The sequence below is a fragment of the Methylosinus sp. KRF6 genome, assembly GCF_018887255.1.
Classification (GTDB): domain Bacteria; phylum Pseudomonadota; class Alphaproteobacteria; order Rhizobiales; family Beijerinckiaceae; genus Methylosinus; species Methylosinus sporium.
Genome location: NZ_JAHLJF010000001.1, coordinates 170,777 through 187,484 on the forward strand (window position 1 = coordinate 170,777; position 16,708 = coordinate 187,484).

At 65.4% G+C, this 16,708-nt stretch carries 18 protein-coding genes; 9 read left to right on the forward strand and 9 right to left on the reverse strand.

Annotated features, from left to right (window positions below):
• Positions 1-385 precede the first annotated feature (385 nt).
• The 4 genes from KP010_RS00810 (at position 386) to KP010_RS00825 (ending at position 4,198) form a co-directional block, all read left to right on the forward strand.
• Positions 386-1,000 carry a hypothetical protein gene (locus KP010_RS00810; protein WP_108918536.1) on the forward strand — a complete coding sequence of 205 codons (615 nt, stop codon included), beginning with the start codon at positions 386-388 and terminating at the stop codon, positions 998-1,000.
• 61 nt (positions 1,001-1,061) lie between these two features.
• Positions 1,062-1,427: a copper resistance CopC family protein gene (locus KP010_RS00815; protein WP_142864409.1), complete on the forward strand. Its 366-nt coding sequence runs from the start codon at positions 1,062-1,064 to the stop codon at positions 1,425-1,427.
• 88 nt (positions 1,428-1,515) lie between these two features.
• Positions 1,516-3,459: a c-type cytochrome gene (locus KP010_RS00820; protein ID WP_142864410.1), complete on the forward strand. Its 1,944-nt coding sequence runs from the start codon at positions 1,516-1,518 to the stop codon at positions 3,457-3,459.
• Positions 3,460-3,589: 130 nt separating this feature from the next.
• Entirely contained in the window at positions 3,590-4,198 is a 609-nt protein-coding gene (locus KP010_RS00825; RefSeq protein ID WP_142864411.1) for a copper chaperone PCu(A)C, read from the forward strand.
• Positions 4,199-4,262: 64 nt separating this feature from the next.
• On the opposite strand, the gene KP010_RS00830 is transcribed toward KP010_RS00825, so the two are convergent.
• The gene (locus KP010_RS00830; protein WP_108918532.1) at positions 4,263-4,508 is read right to left on the reverse strand and encodes a hypothetical protein; all 246 of its coding nucleotides are present in this window, start codon (positions 4,506-4,508) and stop codon (positions 4,263-4,265) included.
• Between the two features lie 156 nt (positions 4,509-4,664).
• Positions 4,665-5,921 (reverse strand): glycosyltransferase family 87 protein, encoded by a 1,257-nt coding sequence (locus KP010_RS00835; protein WP_216280282.1) that lies wholly within the window; start codon positions 5,919-5,921, stop codon positions 4,665-4,667.
• A gap of 182 nt (positions 5,922-6,103) precedes the next feature.
• Between KP010_RS00835 and KP010_RS00840 the strand changes: the two genes are divergently transcribed.
• Together KP010_RS00840 and KP010_RS00845 are read left to right on the forward strand one after the other, a co-directional pair.
• Positions 6,104-7,306 carry a pyridoxal phosphate-dependent aminotransferase gene (locus KP010_RS00840; protein ID WP_142864413.1) on the forward strand — a complete coding sequence of 401 codons (1,203 nt, stop codon included), beginning with the start codon at positions 6,104-6,106 and terminating at the stop codon, positions 7,304-7,306.
• Positions 7,307-7,474 (forward strand): hypothetical protein, encoded by a 168-nt coding sequence (locus tag KP010_RS00845; RefSeq protein WP_166143866.1) that lies wholly within the window; start codon positions 7,307-7,309, stop codon positions 7,472-7,474.
• 71 nt (positions 7,475-7,545) lie between these two features.
• Here the strand turns inward: KP010_RS00845 and KP010_RS00850 are convergent, their stop codons facing one another.
• Both KP010_RS00850 and KP010_RS00855 read right to left on the reverse strand, forming a co-directional pair.
• Positions 7,546-8,145, reverse strand: coding sequence for a superoxide dismutase (locus KP010_RS00850; protein WP_142864414.1), 600 nt, complete (start codon positions 8,143-8,145; stop codon positions 7,546-7,548).
• A 192-nt stretch (positions 8,146-8,337) separates the two neighbouring features.
• Complete coding sequence (locus KP010_RS00855) at positions 8,338-8,949, reverse strand: hypothetical protein (RefSeq protein WP_246659992.1); 612 nt, start codon at positions 8,947-8,949, stop codon at positions 8,338-8,340.
• A gap of 365 nt (positions 8,950-9,314) precedes the next feature.
• Between KP010_RS00855 and KP010_RS00860 the strand changes: the two genes are divergently transcribed.
• The gene (locus tag KP010_RS00860; RefSeq protein WP_142864416.1) at positions 9,315-9,812 is read left to right on the forward strand and encodes a hypothetical protein; all 498 of its coding nucleotides are present in this window, start codon (positions 9,315-9,317) and stop codon (positions 9,810-9,812) included.
• A 4-nt stretch (positions 9,813-9,816) separates the two neighbouring features.
• Here KP010_RS00860 and xth read toward each other — a convergent pair whose 3' ends face one another.
• From xth to KP010_RS00880, 4 genes are all read right to left on the reverse strand, one after another.
• Positions 9,817-10,617, reverse strand: a complete 801-nt coding sequence (gene xth / locus KP010_RS00865) for an exodeoxyribonuclease III (protein ID WP_142864417.1) — start codon at positions 10,615-10,617, stop codon at positions 9,817-9,819.
• A gap of 45 nt (positions 10,618-10,662) precedes the next feature.
• Positions 10,663-11,751: a YcjF family protein gene (locus tag KP010_RS00870; protein ID WP_108918524.1), complete on the reverse strand. Its 1,089-nt coding sequence runs from the start codon at positions 11,749-11,751 to the stop codon at positions 10,663-10,665.
• 143 nt (positions 11,752-11,894) lie between these two features.
• Positions 11,895-13,262: a WYL domain-containing protein gene (locus KP010_RS00875; protein ID WP_142864418.1), complete on the reverse strand. Its 1,368-nt coding sequence runs from the start codon at positions 13,260-13,262 to the stop codon at positions 11,895-11,897.
• Between the two features lie 38 nt (positions 13,263-13,300).
• Entirely contained in the window at positions 13,301-14,398 is a 1,098-nt protein-coding gene (locus KP010_RS00880) for a helix-turn-helix transcriptional regulator (protein ID WP_142864419.1), read from the reverse strand.
• Between the two features lie 216 nt (positions 14,399-14,614).
• Between KP010_RS00880 and plsY the strand changes: the two genes are divergently transcribed.
• Together plsY and dprA are read left to right on the forward strand one after the other, a co-directional pair.
• Positions 14,615-15,211: a glycerol-3-phosphate 1-O-acyltransferase PlsY gene (gene plsY / locus KP010_RS00885; RefSeq protein ID WP_142864420.1), complete on the forward strand. Its 597-nt coding sequence runs from the start codon at positions 14,615-14,617 to the stop codon at positions 15,209-15,211.
• Positions 15,208-16,476: a DNA-processing protein DprA gene (gene dprA / locus KP010_RS00890; RefSeq protein WP_216280283.1), complete on the forward strand. Its 1,269-nt coding sequence runs from the start codon at positions 15,208-15,210 to the stop codon at positions 16,474-16,476. Before plsY ends, dprA begins: the two co-directional genes overlap by 4 nt.
• Positions 16,477-16,497: 21 nt before the next feature.
• On the opposite strand, the gene KP010_RS00895 is transcribed toward dprA, so the two are convergent.
• Positions 16,498-16,701, reverse strand: coding sequence for a hypothetical protein (locus KP010_RS00895; protein WP_142864422.1), 204 nt, complete (start codon positions 16,699-16,701; stop codon positions 16,498-16,500).
• Positions 16,702-16,708 lie beyond the last annotated feature (7 nt).

The following is a 16,708-nucleotide window of genomic DNA, read 5'->3' on the forward strand; positions in this document are numbered from 1 at the left end:
CCTGATGACAACGCCGGCCGGGCCTCGCGCCCGGCCGGTTTTTCTTTGCGCTCCGAAGTGTCGGGGCGTCGCATCGCGAGTCGCGGGCGTGAAGGCGGCAGTTATATCGCAGTGCGATATATGCGGCGTTTGGACGCAGGAGAAATTGTCGCGTCTGCGCCCGAAGGCGCATAGAATTTATGCATAGAGTCTCGCACCGGCCGAGGGCTCGCAGGCGCGAGCGACGCCGCGACAGGTCGACGAAATAGCGATTTCAAATCGATTCCTTTTTGCACTAAGAAAATCGGGACAAGCGAGGGCGAGGATTTTCGCCTCTCGACGCTCGAATCAAAAAAAGGCGACGCGGCGACCCTCGAGGCGCGCGTGGTCGGGAGGAAGGAAAGCGATGATCGTTCGTTCCGTGAATTCGTGTCTGCTGGCGCTCGCGTTGCTCTTCGCATCCTTCTCCGCGACTCCGGCTCGCGCCGGGGGCGACGGCCCGGAAGCGATGGTCATGGACAATATGTGCATGGTCATGTTCGGCTATGACATGATCCACATCACGGCCTATGAGGCCGAAGGCGCGCGTGAGCAATATTGCGAGCACATTCCCTTCGTCGGCCGCGTCATCTTCACTTTCGATATCGCCAATCCGGATTTTCGCGACCTGCCGCTCGAACTGCGCATCATTCGCGATCCGCTGACGCCGATCTCCGCCGATACGGATCTCGATCCGCTCACCATCATTCATCTGCCGGCGAAGCTGTATAAGACAGGCACCTTCAACTTCGAGCACAAATTCACCGATAAGGGTCATTTCATCGGCTATGTGACGCTCACCCGAGCGAATGGCGAGAAAGAAACCCAGCAGTTCAAATTCATGGTCGGTCAGACGCTGTGGTCCTTCGTGCCGCAGGCGCTCGGCGCCGTGCTGATCGCGCTCATGGTGGGCGTCTATTGGCGCCACAGCAAATCGACGCCGAAAAGCGCGAATCCCGTCGACGCGATGAAGTCGTCTTGAACTGATGCGGTCGACTGACCAGATCATGATGTGAATAAGCCGATAATATGGAGGAGCGACGATGAAGGTGAAGCTCGGAGCCGGTCTCGTGGCGGCGTTTCTATGCGTGAGCGCCGGCGCGGCGTTCGCCCATTCCTTTCTGGTCGACGCGTCTCCGTCGGCCAAGGATCATGTCGCCGCTTCCCCCAAGACCGTGAAGCTGCGCTTCGGCGGCGGGGTGGAGCCCAATTATTCGACGATCTCGATCATCGACGCCAATGGCAAGACGGTCGTCGAAGGCGCGAAGGGCGCGCCCGAGAAGCCGCGCGAGCTGACGCTCGACGCGCCCGATCTTTCGGCCGGCAAATATACCGTGAAATATCGCGTTCTCTCCTCGGATGGCCACATCGTCGAGGGGAAATACGAATTCACGGTCGACGCTCGCTAACTCTGGCTCTCGAACAAAAATGAAAGCGGGCGGCGCCGATCGGCGGGGCGCCGCGCCGCGTTCGTGAGCGTAACGGAAGTCGAAACTCATGGAATTGGCGACGCTTCGCTTCGTGGAGAGCGTTCTGTCCGCTCTCGCCGTCGGACTATTGCTGCTGCCGCGCCTCATAGAGGAGGATGGCGCGCGTTTCAAAAAGCCGGTCGCGGCGGCGGCGGTCCTGCGCCTGCTGCTCGGCTTCGGCCTCATCGTCGCTTCGGCGCGCAACATTATCCCGGCGGGACGGCCGCTCGATTCAGCGGCGCTGCTTCAATTCATCTTCGGCACGCTGATCGGCAAGGCCTGGGTGGCGACGCAGGTTCTCGCCGCCGTTTTCGCCGCGGCGGCATTGCTGCGGCTGCGGGTGAAAAATCTCTGGCTCGATCGCGCGACTCTCGGGCTCGGGCTCGCGGTGCTCGCGGTCGTCTCCGTCACCGGCCATGCGGTGGACGACAGCCTGCCGATCTATACGCAGCTGAGCTTCCCTTTCCATACTCTGGCGGGCCTCACTTGGATCGGCGGCCTGCTCGGCCTCGTCTATTGGATGATCACCGGCCGCGGCAAGCCGCCGGAGGAGGCGTGGCGCCTCGCCGAGCGCTGGTCGCTCGTCGCCAAGGCGGCCATGGTCATCGTGCTGATCAGCGGCCTCGTCCTGGCCTGGGAGACGGTCGGAAGCTTCGGCTTCATGCTGGCGACGCCCTATGGGCGGCTGCTCACCGTCAAATTGGCGCTGCTCTGCGCGGCCTTGCTGCTCGCCCTTTCGCTGGCGCGCTATTTGACGCTCGCCGGCTCCAAAAAGAGCTTCGATTTCGCCTGGTACGGCAAGATCGGCGGCTTCGAGGGGGCGTGCGCGCTCGGCCTTTTGTTCATCGCCGGCTGGATCGCCACCATCACGCCGGCGGCGCATGAGACCAATGTCTATTGGCCGCTGCCATTCCGCGTCACTTGGGCCGGCACTTGGGGCCTCAAGGTCACGCCCTGGATCGATCCCACCTGGCAATGGGGCGTCGCCGGCGCAGTCTTGGCGGTCGTCGCCGGCTTGGCCTGGTTCGCGCCTGCGCTAGTCGCCGCCGTGGGTTTCACGCCTTCGCCGCAGCTCCGCGAGTGGCGAAAATATTCGACATCGGCGCTGGCGCTGGCGGCGGCGGTCTGCGGCACGGTCTCGCTGTCGGTGCAAGCCTATCCCGAGACCTATACCGATCCGCCCATCGCTTACACGGCCGCCTCGGTGAAGCGCGGCTATGAGACGTTCCAGGCCAATTGCATCGCCTGTCACGGCGTCACCGGCGAGGGCAATGGGCCCATGGCCAAGGGTCTGCCTGTGGCGCCCGCCGATCTCACCGCGCCACATGTCGCGACGCATACGCTCGGCGATATTTTCCACTGGCTGACCTATGGCGGGCAGAGCGGCGTCATGCCGGCCTTCGCCGATACGGTCACAGAGGACGAGCGTTGGGACCTCATCAATTTTCTCACCGTTCTGTCGAACTCGAACCAGTCGCGATTCTTGAGCCCCAAGGGCGTGATCCAATGGCTCGTCGCGCCCAATTTCGCGCTGGACGATCCCAAGGGCGAGATCGACGACGTCGAAAAGCTGCGCGGCGTGCCGACGCTGGTCTCCTTCGCGCGCTGCAAGCCGGAAGAGGCGGGTTTTGCAGATCGCGTCGCGAGCCTGAACGCCGCCGCCGAAACGGTGAAGGCGATGGGCGCGCATCACGTCGCCGATTATTTCGGTGAATGCCCGGCCGATCCGAGCGCGCTGACGCCCAGTCATCCCGACGCCACGGAGCTCACCTATTCTCTCATCAACCATTATCTCGACGAGCCGGTCGTCAATGAGATTCCGGAAGGTCATTTCCTGATCGATCGCTCCGGCTATGTTCGAGCCCGCTTCCGCCATTTTGGGACCGACGACGGCAATCTCGCCTTGCTGAAGGCGCAGATCGCGCTGACCGCGAAAGAGCCGATCGTCTATGTCTCGCCGCATCAGCATTGAGCGGCGAGACGAAATGGCGCGCAATTCGTCGCACGGTCGCGATGCGGCGGACGGGGCCGAAGGCCCCGCAGACAATCAAGCGACGAATGCAAAGTCCGACGGCTTCGTCGGCGTGTAAGGGAGAACGCACATGATGATCAAGCGGCGTGATCTATTGGCGGCGGGCGGCGCTCTATTGGGCGGCGCGGCGTTGGGCGTCTCGACTCCGATGCGCTCGGCGCAGGCTCACGAATATGAGCTCGGCAAGCTGACGATCGAGCATCCCTGGGTGCGCGCGCCCAAGGACGGCGAGACCACGGCTTATTTCTACGCCTTCATCCACAATAAGGGCGGCGCCGACAAGCTCATCGCGGTGAAATCGCCGAATGTCGGCAAGGTCACATTGCATTCCGACGCCAAGCATACGATCGCGCAAGGCGGCATCGCCATTGCGGCCGATAAGACCACGACACTCTCGCCCGAAGGCCCGCATGTCGTGCTGGCCGAGGTCAAGAAGATCAATCCGGTCGGCTGGGGAATGGAGCTCGTTCTCGTTTTCGAGAAGGCGGGCGAAGTGACGGTGGACGCGGCCGTCGACGCGCCCGACGCCAAACATGCGCATGACGCCGAGGCGATGCAGCGCTGGGAAAAGGCCCATCCGGAAGGCGGCGTGACCTCGCCGGCCGGCGACGCCAAAGAGCAAGGGCATCACCACGATCATCACGACCACGGCGATCACAAGTCCATGGACATGAAGTGATCGTCACGCGGTTGTGATCCCGACGCGCGGTTAGGCCTCGGCCGGGCCGCGCGTCGGCGTGACCTCAGTCGGTCGAATCCAAGCTGAGCAGACGGCCGGAAAAATCGCTCGCGTCGGAGGAGACGGCGGGCGTCGGCGGCGAACTGCGCGGGGCGTTGAGCGGCAGGGCGAAGCCCAGGACAAAGGCTGCGAGCGCCATAGCGGCGACCAGGAAAAGAGAAACCCTGAACTGACGCCGCGCCGACTCCGGATCGAAGCTGCGCGTAAAAGCCGGCTCCATACGGTCTTCGAACTTGTCCACCAACGACATGACGCACCCTCTCCGGGACGCTCCCCCGAACGTCCGACGCGTCGCGACCGCTCCCACGATCGCTCGGTGAAGAATAAACGGCGGCGCGCGCCGAAAAGTTTCACGTCGGGAGCAGTGGGCGGCAATTTTTTTGGCGAGGTGAATTTTTTGTGGTCGTCAAAGCGTCGATCGTAGCGGCGCAGCGGCGTCCGTATGGCGAAAACATGCGTCGCGCGCATTTGAGACAATTAGCGCGAACAATGTCGCCAGAGTGATCGCGCCGAGAGGGAGCGACAGCGCCGTCGCTATCGGACGCGCCGCGAGAGGAATGACAAAGGCCGCGGCGAGCGCGCTCTTCATATAAGGGCCGAAGCCCCGCTCGAGTCCGAGAGACGCGAGCAGAGCGAAGGCGGGCGCGAGCGCCGTCATATCGTAATCGAGGCAATAGGGCGTCGTGAGGAATGTCGCGACGATCGCTCCGGCGGCTTTGGCGCGATCATCGGCCTTGCTGCGCCACAGCCAGACGAGGGCGGCGAGCGTCGTCGCCGTGACCAGCGTTTGCGCAGCATAGGCGGTCGAGATGTCGGCGCCGAGCAGGCGGGCCGCAGCGAAGACGCTCTGGATTTTCGCAAAGCCCGCAGCGCCGCGCTCGACGACGAGATCGCGCGTGACGTCGAGATTCTGCGCGAAGGCGACCCAGCTCTCGGCTCCGAAGAGGGAGAGGCTGGCGAGCGTAATGACGGCGAGCGCGGCGGCGGCGAAGGCGAGCGCCCGCCAATGGCCGCCGACCATGAGCGCCACCGGCAGAGCGAGCGCGAACTGCGGCTTATAGGCGAGCAGCGCGAAGGCGAGGCCGGCGAGCGCCGGATGGCGCTCCAGAGCGAGAAAGCCGAAGCCGAGCAGAGCGGCGGTCAAAAAGCCGTTCTGCCCATGGCCGAGATTGACTAGCACCGCCGGAAAGGCGAGCGCCAGCAGCGCGACGCGCCAGCCCTCGACGCGCCAGCCCTCGACGCTCGTGGCGGCGCAGCGCATGAGCGCGATCAGGGCGACGAGATAGAGCGCGAGCGTCGCCATTTGCCAGAGGGCCAGCGCCTCGAGATAGGGGAGATGCGCGAGCGCCGCCGCCGGCGCGAGAAAATAAGGCGGATAATGCCAGCCGAAGACGTCGCTATCGGCGCCGAATTCCGCGCGCTGCGCGGCGATATGGCGCTCGAGGTCGAAAGGCGCTTCCGGATGGTCGCGCAAAGTCTCGAGGCCCGCCACCCAGACCTGGCTGAAATCCGTGCCGAGCGGATGGCTATTGACGTCGAAGCGGCCATTGGCCGTCATCAGCACGGCCGCGATACAGCCGATTGCGAGCAGCAGCAGCATGGCGGGATAGACGCGCAGGCGCTCTTCGTCGAGCCAGTCGCCGCTGCGCAGCTTCTCCCACATGTTCCGCGCCCTTCCAGTGCCTTCCCGCCGGTTCGGCGTCGGAGCGAGCTTAGGCGCGAGAGGTTAATCGCTTCGTTTCGACGCGGGGGCGGAGGCGGATTTTCGATTGCCGGGCGCCGCTGCGGCGTCTATCTTCGAGACTGCGATTGTGCAGCGCACACATGCCCAGAGGAGTTCCCCAAATGGCCTTTATCGCCGACGCTTTGTCACGCGTGAAACCTTCCGCCACGATCGCCGTGACGCAGAAGGCGCGTGACCTCAAAGCGCAGGGCAGGGAGGTCATCTCGCTCTCGGTGGGCGAGCCGGACTTCGACACGCCGACGCATATTTGCGACGCCGCCGTCGAGGCGATCCGCCGCGGCGAGACGCGCTATCCGCCGGTGCTCGGCATTCCGCCGCTGCGCGAGGCCGTGGCCAAGAAGTTCAAGCGCGAGAACGGCCTCGACTACAAGGCCTCGGACGTGATCGTCGCCACCGGCGGCAAGCACATTCTTTTCAACGCCTTTCTGGCGACGATCAATCCCGGCGACGAGGTGATCGTCCCGGCGCCCTATTGGGTCAGCTATCCCGAGATGGTCGCCATTTGCGGCGGAACCACTGTCTTCGTCGACACGACGATGGAGCATGGCTTCAAGCTGCAGGCGGCGGACCTCGAGCGCGCCATCACGCCGCGCACCAAATGGCTGGTGCTGAACTCGCCCTCCAACCCGTCCGGCGCCGCCTATACGCATGACGAGCTGAAACAGGTCGCCGAGGTGCTGCTGCGCCATCCGCAGGTGCATATTCTCACCGACGACATCTATGAGCATCTCGTCTATGGCGATTTCAAATTCGCCACCATCGCGCAGGTCGAGCCGGGCCTCTTCGAGCGCACGCTGACGATGAACGGCGTTTCCAAAGCCTATGCGATGACCGGCTGGCGCATCGGCTTCGCCGCCGGCCCGGCGCCGCTCATCAAGGCCATGGACATGCTGCAGGGCCAGCAGACCTCGGGCGCCTGCTCCATCGCGCAATGGGCGGCGGTCGCGGCGCTGGAAGGCCCGCAGGATCATCTCGCCGTGTTCCGCAAAGCGTTTCAGGAGCGGCGCGATCTCGTCGTCTCCATGCTCGGCCAGGCGAAATATCTGCAATGCCCCTCGCCCGAGGGCGCCTTCTATGTCTTCCCCTCCTGCAAGGAGGCGATCGGCCGCAAAACGCCGGAGGGCAGAGTGATCGCGAGCGACGTGGATTTCGTCACCGCTCTCCTGGAGGCGGAAGGCGTCGCCGTGGTGCAGGGTTCGGCCTTCGGCACGGGACCGAATTTCCGCGTCTCCTATGCTGCGTCCAATGCGACGCTCGAGGACGCGTGCTCGAAGATACAGAGGTTCTGCGCGAGCTTGACGTAAATGGCCGAGGCGACAAATCGGGCGCAGGCCGTAAAGCGTGACCTGTCGGTCCTGCTTTCCGACCTTCGCGCGTTCGAATTGCGCATGACGGTGAGGATGGGCGGCCTGACGATCATCGCGACCGGCATCATCCTCGCGGCGCTTCGGCATTTGCCGCGCGCGCACTGAATTTCTCGCCTGAAAGACAGAAGCAAATTTGACGGCGGCGACGCATCGCGCCGCCGCCGTATGAAATCGGCTTACTTCGTCGCGGCCTCGTAGAGCTCCTCCACATATTCCCAGTTCACGAGATGCTCGAGGAAAGCCTTGAGGAAGTCGGCGCGGCGGTTGCGGTAGTCGATGTAATAGGCGTGCTCCCACACATCGGCGACCAGCAGCGGCTTGGCGCCGAACACCAGCGGGTTCTCGGCGTTCGGGGTCTTGCGCACGGCGAGCTTGCCGTCCTTGATCTCGAGCCACACCCAGCCCGAGCCGAACTGGCCGAGACCCTGGGTCTGGAACTCTTCCTTGAACTTGTCGACCGAGCCGAAGGACTCGACGATCGCCTTCTCCACCTTGGCGGGAATCGCGCCGCCGCCATTGGGCTTCAGCCACTTCCAATATTCGGAGTGGTTGTAGATCTGCGCCACATTGTTGAAGATCGGCACGTTTTTGCCATAGGAGGCGACAATGATCTCCTCGATCGGCTTGCCCTCGAACTCGGTGCCTTTGATCAGATTATTGGCGTTGGCGACATAGGTCGCATGATGCTTGTCGTGATGATATTCGAAGGATTCCTTCGACAAATAGGGCTGCAGCGCATCATAGGCGTAGGGAAGGTCGGGAAGGGTGAAGCTCATAATCCTTGCTCCTGACTTGGGTTCGCGAGCGCAGCATTCTCCGCTCGCCTCTACCTAGAACCCGGCAGGGCTCCAAGCAATCTCGCACGGCCGCAGTCTAACAATTTTCGTGCAAAGCTCGGACGACAAGCGCATTCCGGGCGCGAAAAAACCCGCCCGATGGGGATCGGGCGGGCTCGAAGGGGCGGTTTCTCACTCGGCGTGGTGAAGGGCGCCGTCTGCGCCGGGCTCGGTCGGCGGGCGTCGCCAGGCGATCAGCCAGAGGCCGGCGGAGAGCGCCAGAAATCCGATTCCATAGAGGACATATTCGATCATGTTCCACAGGCTGAGCACGCCGACGCGGAAGGGAAAGCGCGAACTCCACTCATGGCCGTCGCGATCGGCGACGGTGATGATGGCCACATAATTTCCCGCCTCCTTGAAGTCATGCTCGAAGGTCATGGTGGCGTTGCGATGGATTTTCGGCGGCGCGTAGAACTCGGTCGCCGCGGCGCTGTCGCCAGCCTCGCCGACATCCTTGACGATGCGCACGCCGATGGCGATGTCGCGCACATCCACGGCCGGAGCCGGGGGCGCCGCATTGGACGCCTGATTCTGCGCCATGTAGGAATCGGGGAGTCGTCCAGACTCCACGGCGGTCAGCGCGATCACCGTCGGGCCGGTTCTGACGATATCGTCGCAGAATTCTTCGGGCTCGCCTTTGCGTTGATAGCCGATGAAATGCACTTTCACCGGGCCGACCGTCGCCACGCATTCGTCCTGCTCGAGCTTTACGCCGCCATGCGCCAAAGCAGAACCGGTCATGGCCGAGGCTGCAGCCAAGACAAGTACAAATAAGCTACGCCTCATAGAGCGCGTATCCATGGTTTCGACTCCCCTGAATGAGGCGGATCGTCGCCGATCTTCGTTATGGAGACTTCTGTCTCCTCTTTTGATGTTTGGTTCTGCGACCACGAAATCCATGTGGCGTTACGACGCATATTTGTTGTTTTCGAGGGGCTTGAATATTATCTGCCGGCGCCGGTCGCAGGGCGCGCGAAGCCCCTCCATAATCACGCCGGAATTCTCGCGCCGAATGGCAGATGAAAACCGTCCGAGCGACGCGCGGGCCGGCGTGCTAACAGAACGGGACGACGCGATTGCGTCATGCGAGAGCAAAGAGGCGGAACATGCGAGGCGTCTGGTTCTTTCGTCTGTCGCGTTGGGGCGTGGCGGGGCTCGGCCTGACGCTCGCGCTCTGGGGCGTGGCGGCGATGTTCGAAGGCTGGGACAAAATCCAGATCGAGCGCGGCTGGAGCCTGTTCATCTCGGGCGCCGTGGCGGTTTCTGGAGGCGTGGTGACGCTGGCGATCGCCGCCGCTCTGTCGCGGCTCGATCATGCGCTGGCGACGCTCGCTCCGCGCGTCGCGGTCCCGGCCGCCGCCGCGGAACCGCCTGCTCCCGTCTCGCCGCCGGCCACGGCGACCCCGGCCGTGGCGTCGCCGCCGGGATTCGAGGCCTATGCGCCGAAACGTTTCGTCGCGGAAGAGCCGGTCGAGGTCGACCGCTACGAGAATGGCGGCGCGCTCTATGTGATGTTTTCGGACGGCTCGGTCGAGATTCGCGACGAGGGCCGCGTGCGGCGCTTCGCTTCGCTTTCGGAACTGAGGGCGCAGGTCGGCGCGTGACGTCTCAGATCGCGAGAGAAATTGTCACCGGCACATGGTCCGAGGGGCGCGTCCAATTGCGCGCTTCGCGCAGCACATGCATCTGCTCGAGCGTTTCGGAGAGCGCCTCGCTCGCCCAAATGTGATCGAGCCGGCGGCCGCGGTCGGATTTCTCCCAATCCGAGGCGCGATAGCTCCACCACGTATAGAGCTTCTCCTCCTTGGGCACGAAGCGACGCATGGTGTCGATCCAGCGTCCTGCGTCGATGACGCGGCCGAGCTTCTCGACCTCGATCGGCGTATGGCTCACCACTTGGAGCAGCGCCTTGTGGCTCCAGACGTCCTGCTCCAGCGGCGCGATATTGAGATCGCCGACGAGGATCACGCGGCCGTCGGTCACGCGATCACGCTGAATCCATTCGGCCATCTCGTCGAGAAAATCGAGCTTATGCGCGAATTTCGGATTGATCTCGCGATCGGGCTCGTCGCCGCCGGCCGGCACGTAGAAATTATGAATGGTGAGCGGCGTCCCGCCATGGGCGAAGCCGACGGACACATGGCGCGCGTCGCCTTTCTCGCAGAAATCGCGCGTCTCCAGCAGTTCCATCGGCTGTTTCGAGACGATGGCGACGCCGTGATAGCCCTTCTGGCCATTGATGGCGAAATGCTCATAGCCGAGCGCGCGAAAATCCGAATAGGGGAATTCGGCGTTGCGGCACTTGGTTTCCTGCAGGCAGATCGCGTCCGGCGCGTGCTCCTTCAAGAATTGCGCGACGATCGGCATTCGCAGGCGCACGGAATTGATGTTCCAGGTGGTGATCTTCATCCGCTTGTCGTTTTCTCGAGAGGGAAAATCCGCGCCGCCGTTCAATCAGCCGCCGCTACGGTCGCCGAACAAGAAAGGCGCCACGTCGGCGACGCCGGGCGGCTTTTCGGCGCTGAAGGGCATGGGACGGCAGACCGCCATGGCCGAGAGGCCGACGCGCGCCGTCAGCAGGCCGTTGAGCACGCCCTCGCCGAGCTTGGCGGAGAGCTTGGCGGCGATGCCGTGGCCGACCACCTGCTGCAGGATCGAATCGCCGATGGCGAGCCCGCCGGTGATGGCGAGATGCGCGCCGACCGAGCGCGCGAGCTTGAAAAAGCCCAGCATTCCCGGCCGTCCGCCATAGATTTCGGCGATGCGGCGCATCAGCCTGATCGCCTGCGCGGCGACGAACAGCACGTCGAGCAGCGCGCGCGGGCTGACCGTGGTGACGATGGAGACGCGCTTGGAGGCGTCGGCGATCTCGCGGCGCGCCTGCGCGTCCAGCGGATGCGCGATATGGCGCTCGGCGAGATCGACGAGATCGCGCCCGTCGATGATCTGCTGCGAGAATTCCAGCACCAGCGCGCGCGCGCGGCCGGTCTCGGGGCGGTCCTCATAGAGCTTGCACAGCTCTTTCACATGTTCGCGCGCGGCTTTGATGTCGTCGCGCCGGCGCGCCTCGGCGAGGGCGATATGCAGCCGGGCGACTCGGTTCTGCCGCGCGATGGCGACGATTTCCTTGGCGAGCATCGCCAGCGCCGCGACCAGCGCCGCGCCGGCGAGGGCGAGCCCGACCGTTCCGAGCAGCGCCGAATGGGCGAAGAGGTCCTCGACGAGATTGGTGAGCCACATGCCGCCGGCCAGCGACAGCAGGCCGGCCAAGGCCGAGACGAACAAGCCGCCCCAGGAGACCAGCATGCTGCGCAGGACTCCGCGCTTCTGCGCGGCCTCGATCGCCTTCTCCTCCTCGACGAAATCGCGCGGCGTCTCGGCCTCCAGCGCGAAGACGTCGATCTGCGCCTCGACCATGCTCGGCTGTGCGCGCTCCGCCTCCTGGGGCCGCGCGCTCGCGGGCCGCGCGCTCTTGGGCGGAACGATCTGCTCGCCGTCGAGGCGAAAGGCGCGCGGGCGCGGTCTGCGTTCTGGTTCCGTCATCTCTGTCGCTTCGATAGCGCTTTCGCCCCGCAGCTTTCTAGCGCATGGGCGAGCGCCCTGCTCGGGAAAATTGCCGCGCGCGCCGAGCTCTCGACAGAAATCAGCGGGGGCGGGGCGCGCTCCCCCAGCCCCCGCGGGACGGCTCAGGCGGGAGCCCAGGCCTGCCGTGCGGCGAGCTTTTCATTTTGCTCGACCGCCCGCAGCCGCGCCGGGCGATTCTCGAGGCCGCCCCAATAGGCTTCGAACTCCGGTCTCTTCTCCAATACGCCGAAGCGCATCCCGAAGCCGATCATCGAGCCCACATAGACGTCGGCCGCGCTGAAGGCGTCGCCCGCTATATAGCGCCGGCCGGCCAAGGCCGCCGCCAGCGTGTCCACCACGGCGGCGTAGGAGCCGTAGCCGAAACGGCGCTGCATGTCGGCGGCGGGGTCCCAGCCGACGGAATGGTTGGTCATCGCCGGCTCCACGCAGCCGGCGGCGAAGAACAGCCAGCGATAATAGGCGCCGCGCTCGGCCGGCGGCGGCGCGAGGCCCGCCCGCGGAAAAGCGTCGGCGAGATAGGCGCAGATGGCCGCCGCTTCGGTCACCACTTTGTCGCCGTGGCGGATCGCCGGCACCTTGCCCATCGGATTGATCGCGAGAAATTCCGGCGATTTGATCGACGTCCCATAATCCTCGATCTCGATCTCATAGGGCGCGCCGATCTCCTCGAGCAGCCAATGGACGATCATGCCGCGCGATTGCGGATTTGTGTAGAAAGTGAGTGCATCGGACATGAGGTCTCCTTTGGTTCGTCCCGATATGGAACGTGCATAAGCCGAGGCCCTGTCAGATTCTGTCAGTATGGAGCGGCGCCACTCCTTTTGCAGCGCATGACGCCGGCGTGGCGGGCGTTCGTCCAGCAGGGTCGCCGCCTCGATCCGGTCGGCGCGGAAATGGCGGAAATCGCCTCTGAGCTCGCACCAAGCGACGAGCACGCGGACGGATTCGAAAAAGCCGAGCGCCACGGGCCAGACGACGCGCTGGGTGCGCGCGCCTTTTCCGTCGTTGTAGGAGATGGCGAGCTTGCGCTCCTCGCGCAACGCGCCGCGCAGCAGCTTCAGCTCCGCGGATTGGGCCTTGCGCCAAGGCGGGCCGATGATGAGCGCCTCGTCCTGCGATCGCATCCGCAACCCTTGCGGTAGAACCGCGGATATTTTCGCCATGGCGCTATTCGCGGCGCGTGATAGCCCGTCGTCGGTGCGACGCGCGACCCATGCGGCGCCGAGCGCCAGCGCCTCGATCTCTTCTTCGGAGAACATCAGCGGCGGCATCAAAAAGCCGGGACGCAGAACATAGCCGACGCCCGGCTCGCCATCGATCTCCGCGCCCATGGCCTGCAGCGCGGCGATGTCGCGATAGAGCGTGCGCAAGGAGACGCCCGCCTCGCGCGCGAGTTCTGCGCCGGCGACGGGATGTCGGCGGCCGCGCAGCAGTTGCAGGATTTCGAAGAGGCGGCCAGCGCGAGACATGAGCGCGAAATTAGCACGAATGCGCGGCGCGGATCGCGCTATTCGACCGGCGGAAAGGGCAGCTCGATCTGGCGCGCGAGCAGGGCGGCGAGCTGAGACTGGCGAGCGACGCCGGTCTTGGCGAACACGCTTTTGAGATGCGAGCGAACGGTCGCCGAGGTCGTGCCGTGCCGTTCGGCGATCTGCTCCGGCGACAGGCCCTCTGCGATTGCGCCGGCGACATTCGCTTCAGCGGCGGTGAGATCGAAGAGTCCGCGGATCAGCGCCGTATCGGGCGCGCCGCTCCTCGTGACCGGCGTGATCACCATCAGGCCGTAGCCGCCGTCGAAGAAATCGCGCGCATCGGCGATCATCGGAACGAGATGGACGAGGACCGTGACCTCGGCGCGGCCGCGGGCGGGAAAAGAGCGGGCCGTCACGGCGGCGGGAGCGGAAATATCGGCGAGCGCCCGCCGCAGCAGGGCGTCGGCGGAGGCGTCGGCGAGCGCGACGCGATCGCCGGGCAGCCATTTGACATGGCGCGTCAGCTTCTCGATGAGAGCGTTGGCGACCAGCGCCCGGCCGCGCAAATCGAGGATCACGGCGGGAAGTCCGATCAGCGACAACGCCTCGGTGGCGGCGCGCAGCCGTTCGAGCCGCCAACGCGCCGCCAGAAGTCCAGCACGGGCGAGATGCGGGCGAAAGGAGTCGAGGCGCGCGATGGCGTCCGGCTCGAAGCGCGGCCGGCCGGCGCGGCGCGCCAGATGGACCACCACGAAATCATCGGTCGGCATGGGCATGGCCATCGCCGCGGCATGGTGCAGGCCATTGGGAGCTCCCCAATGCGTCATCACCGGATCGGCGAGCCATTCCTCCGCCGTGAAGACTTCGGCGGCGTCGACGAAGCCGGCCCGATTCGCCGCGAGCAGCCGCGCGGGCGCCTCGCTGCGCGCGACCTCCGGCGATCGGAGATATTCGTCGACCCCGACCATTCCGGCGGAAAAGCGCCAGCCGGCCCAGGCGTCGCTGCGTCGCGTGAGGATGACGCCGCCCGCGGCGTCGGCCGAGGCGGCGAGATCATGCATCACCTGCGGCCACAGATCGGGATCGGTGGCGGCGCGATAGATGTCTTCGATGAGGCGGTCGGAAGCGGTCATGGCGGAACTCGACAGCGAATATAACGTTTCGAGGCGAGAAACTACACTCTTGGTAAACTGTTGGACCAGCTTCCGAGCCGATCTCGGTCGGGGCTCGGCCGAGTTCGATCTGGTTTTCGTCGATCGGCTCGTCGTCTTGCGGGGAACGGCGCGCTCGACTAGTTTGCGCGCCGCGTTCGGCGAAAGGCGCCGGCCGCACGACGCGGGTCTTTTTCCTTGGCGTTCTTTTCATTTCCGGAACTCGGCGCGCTGGCGGTCGGCTATCTGCTCGGCTCGATCCCGTTCGGCCTGCTGCTGACGCGGCTCGCCGGGACGACGGATATTCGCTCCATCGGCTCGGGCAATATCGGCGCGACCAATGTGCTGCGCACAGGGCGCAAGGATCTCGCCGCCGCGACCTTGCTGCTCGACGCATTGAAAGGCGCGGCCGCCGCGCTGGTCGGCGGGATGATCGCGCCCGACGGCGCCGTAATCGCCGCCGCGGCGGCCTTCGTCGGCCATATCGCTCCCGTCTGGCTGCGCTTTCGCGGCGGCAAGGGCGTTGCGACATTTCTCGGCGCGCTGTTCGGCCTCTCCTGGCCGGCGGGCCTCGCCTTCGCGGGCGTGTGGCTGTCGATGGCGGCGCTGTTCCGTTACTCGTCGCTCTCGGCGCTCGCGGCGAGCCTGGCTTCGCCGCTCGTTCTCGCAGCCGGCGGCCGTCACCGCGAGGCGATCGTCTTCGCCGCAATGGCGGCGATGCTGTGGTGGAAGCATCGCGACAATATCCGCCGCCTGCTCGCCGGCAGCGAGAGCCGCATCGGGCAGAAGGCATGAGCGAGCCGTCCTCCGCTTCGCGATTGACGGAGGAGCAGCTCTTTCATTGGCTGCGGCTGATACGTTCCGAGAACGTCGGGCCGCGCACATTTCGTCAGCTCGTCAATAAATTCGGCGGCGCGCAGGCGGCGCTGGAGGCGCTTCCCGCTCTTCTCGCGCGCTCCGCCCATGGACGAATGATCCGCATCGCCGAGCCGGACGACGTGCGCGCGGAGATGGAGCGCGCGAAGCAGCTCGGCGTTCGTTTCGCGTCGCTCGGCGACGCCGATTATCCCGCGCCGTTGCGCGCGATCGAGGCGGCGCCGCCGCTGCTCGCGCTGCGTGGCTCGGCGGAGATTTTGTCGCGTCCCTGCGTCGCCATCGTCGGCTCGCGCAACGCCTCGGCCGCGGGACTGACTTTTGCCGAACGTCTCGCGCAGGGCCTCGCGCGCGAAAATTATGTCATCGTCTCCGGCCTCGCGCGCGGCGTCGATCTCTCCGCCCATCGCGCGAGCCTCGCCGCGGGAACCATCGCCGTGCTCGCGGGCGGCCATTCGCGGCCATACCCTTCCGAGCATCGGCCGCTGATCGAGGAGATCATCGCGCGCGGCGGCGCCGTGGTGACGGAAATGCCGCTCGAATGGGAGCCGCGCGGCCGCGATTTTCCGCGTCGCAACCGCATCGTCTCGGGCCTGTCGCGCGGCGTCGTCGTGGTGGAGGCGGCGCGTCGCTCCGGCTCGCTCATCACCGCGCGCTTCGCCATGGAGCAGGGCCGCGAAATCTTCGCCGTTCCCGGCTCGCCGCTCGATCCGCGCGCCGAGGGGACCAATGATCTCCTGCGCCAGGGCGCCACTCTCTGCATCGGGCCGGACGATGTCACGCGCGCGCTCGCCGCCGGCGCCGGGCGCCAGGGCGATCTCTTCGGCGAAGGGGACGCGCCCGCCGAGGAGCCGTTCTGGGAAGAGATGGACGATCTCTTCTCGCTGCAGGAGCGAACGAGCGCCTTCGCGCATGATCGCGCTGCGCCCGTGGCTCTCGTGTCCGTGGCTCCAGAGCCCGCCGAGAGCGCATCGCGAAACGGAGAGCCGGCCACGGACGACGAGACGACAGACACAGTCGATCCGGTGACGCGCGTCACGGCGTTGCTCGGCCCGGCGCCTGTCGCGATCGACGATCTCGTGCGCGCGGCGGGGCTTCCCGCGCGCGAGGTCAACGCCGCGTTGCTGGAGCTCGATCTCGCCGGACGTCTCGTGCGACACGGCTCCAATCTCGTCTCGTTGGCGTGAGCGCGCGTCGCGCCGATCGCCTCAGCGTCCGTCGCCGACGGCGGCCGCCTCGCGCGATTTCGTCTCCGCCTCGACACGCGCCAGATTGAGGAAATAGGCGAGCATCGTCAGCTCGGACCGATTCGCCATCGTCGCCAGCTCGCCCGCCATTTCGGCAATGTAATTGGCGAGAGACGCGATCGTCGCTTCCGACTGTGTGGGGATGACGTCTCGACTGTCGGACATATTTTCC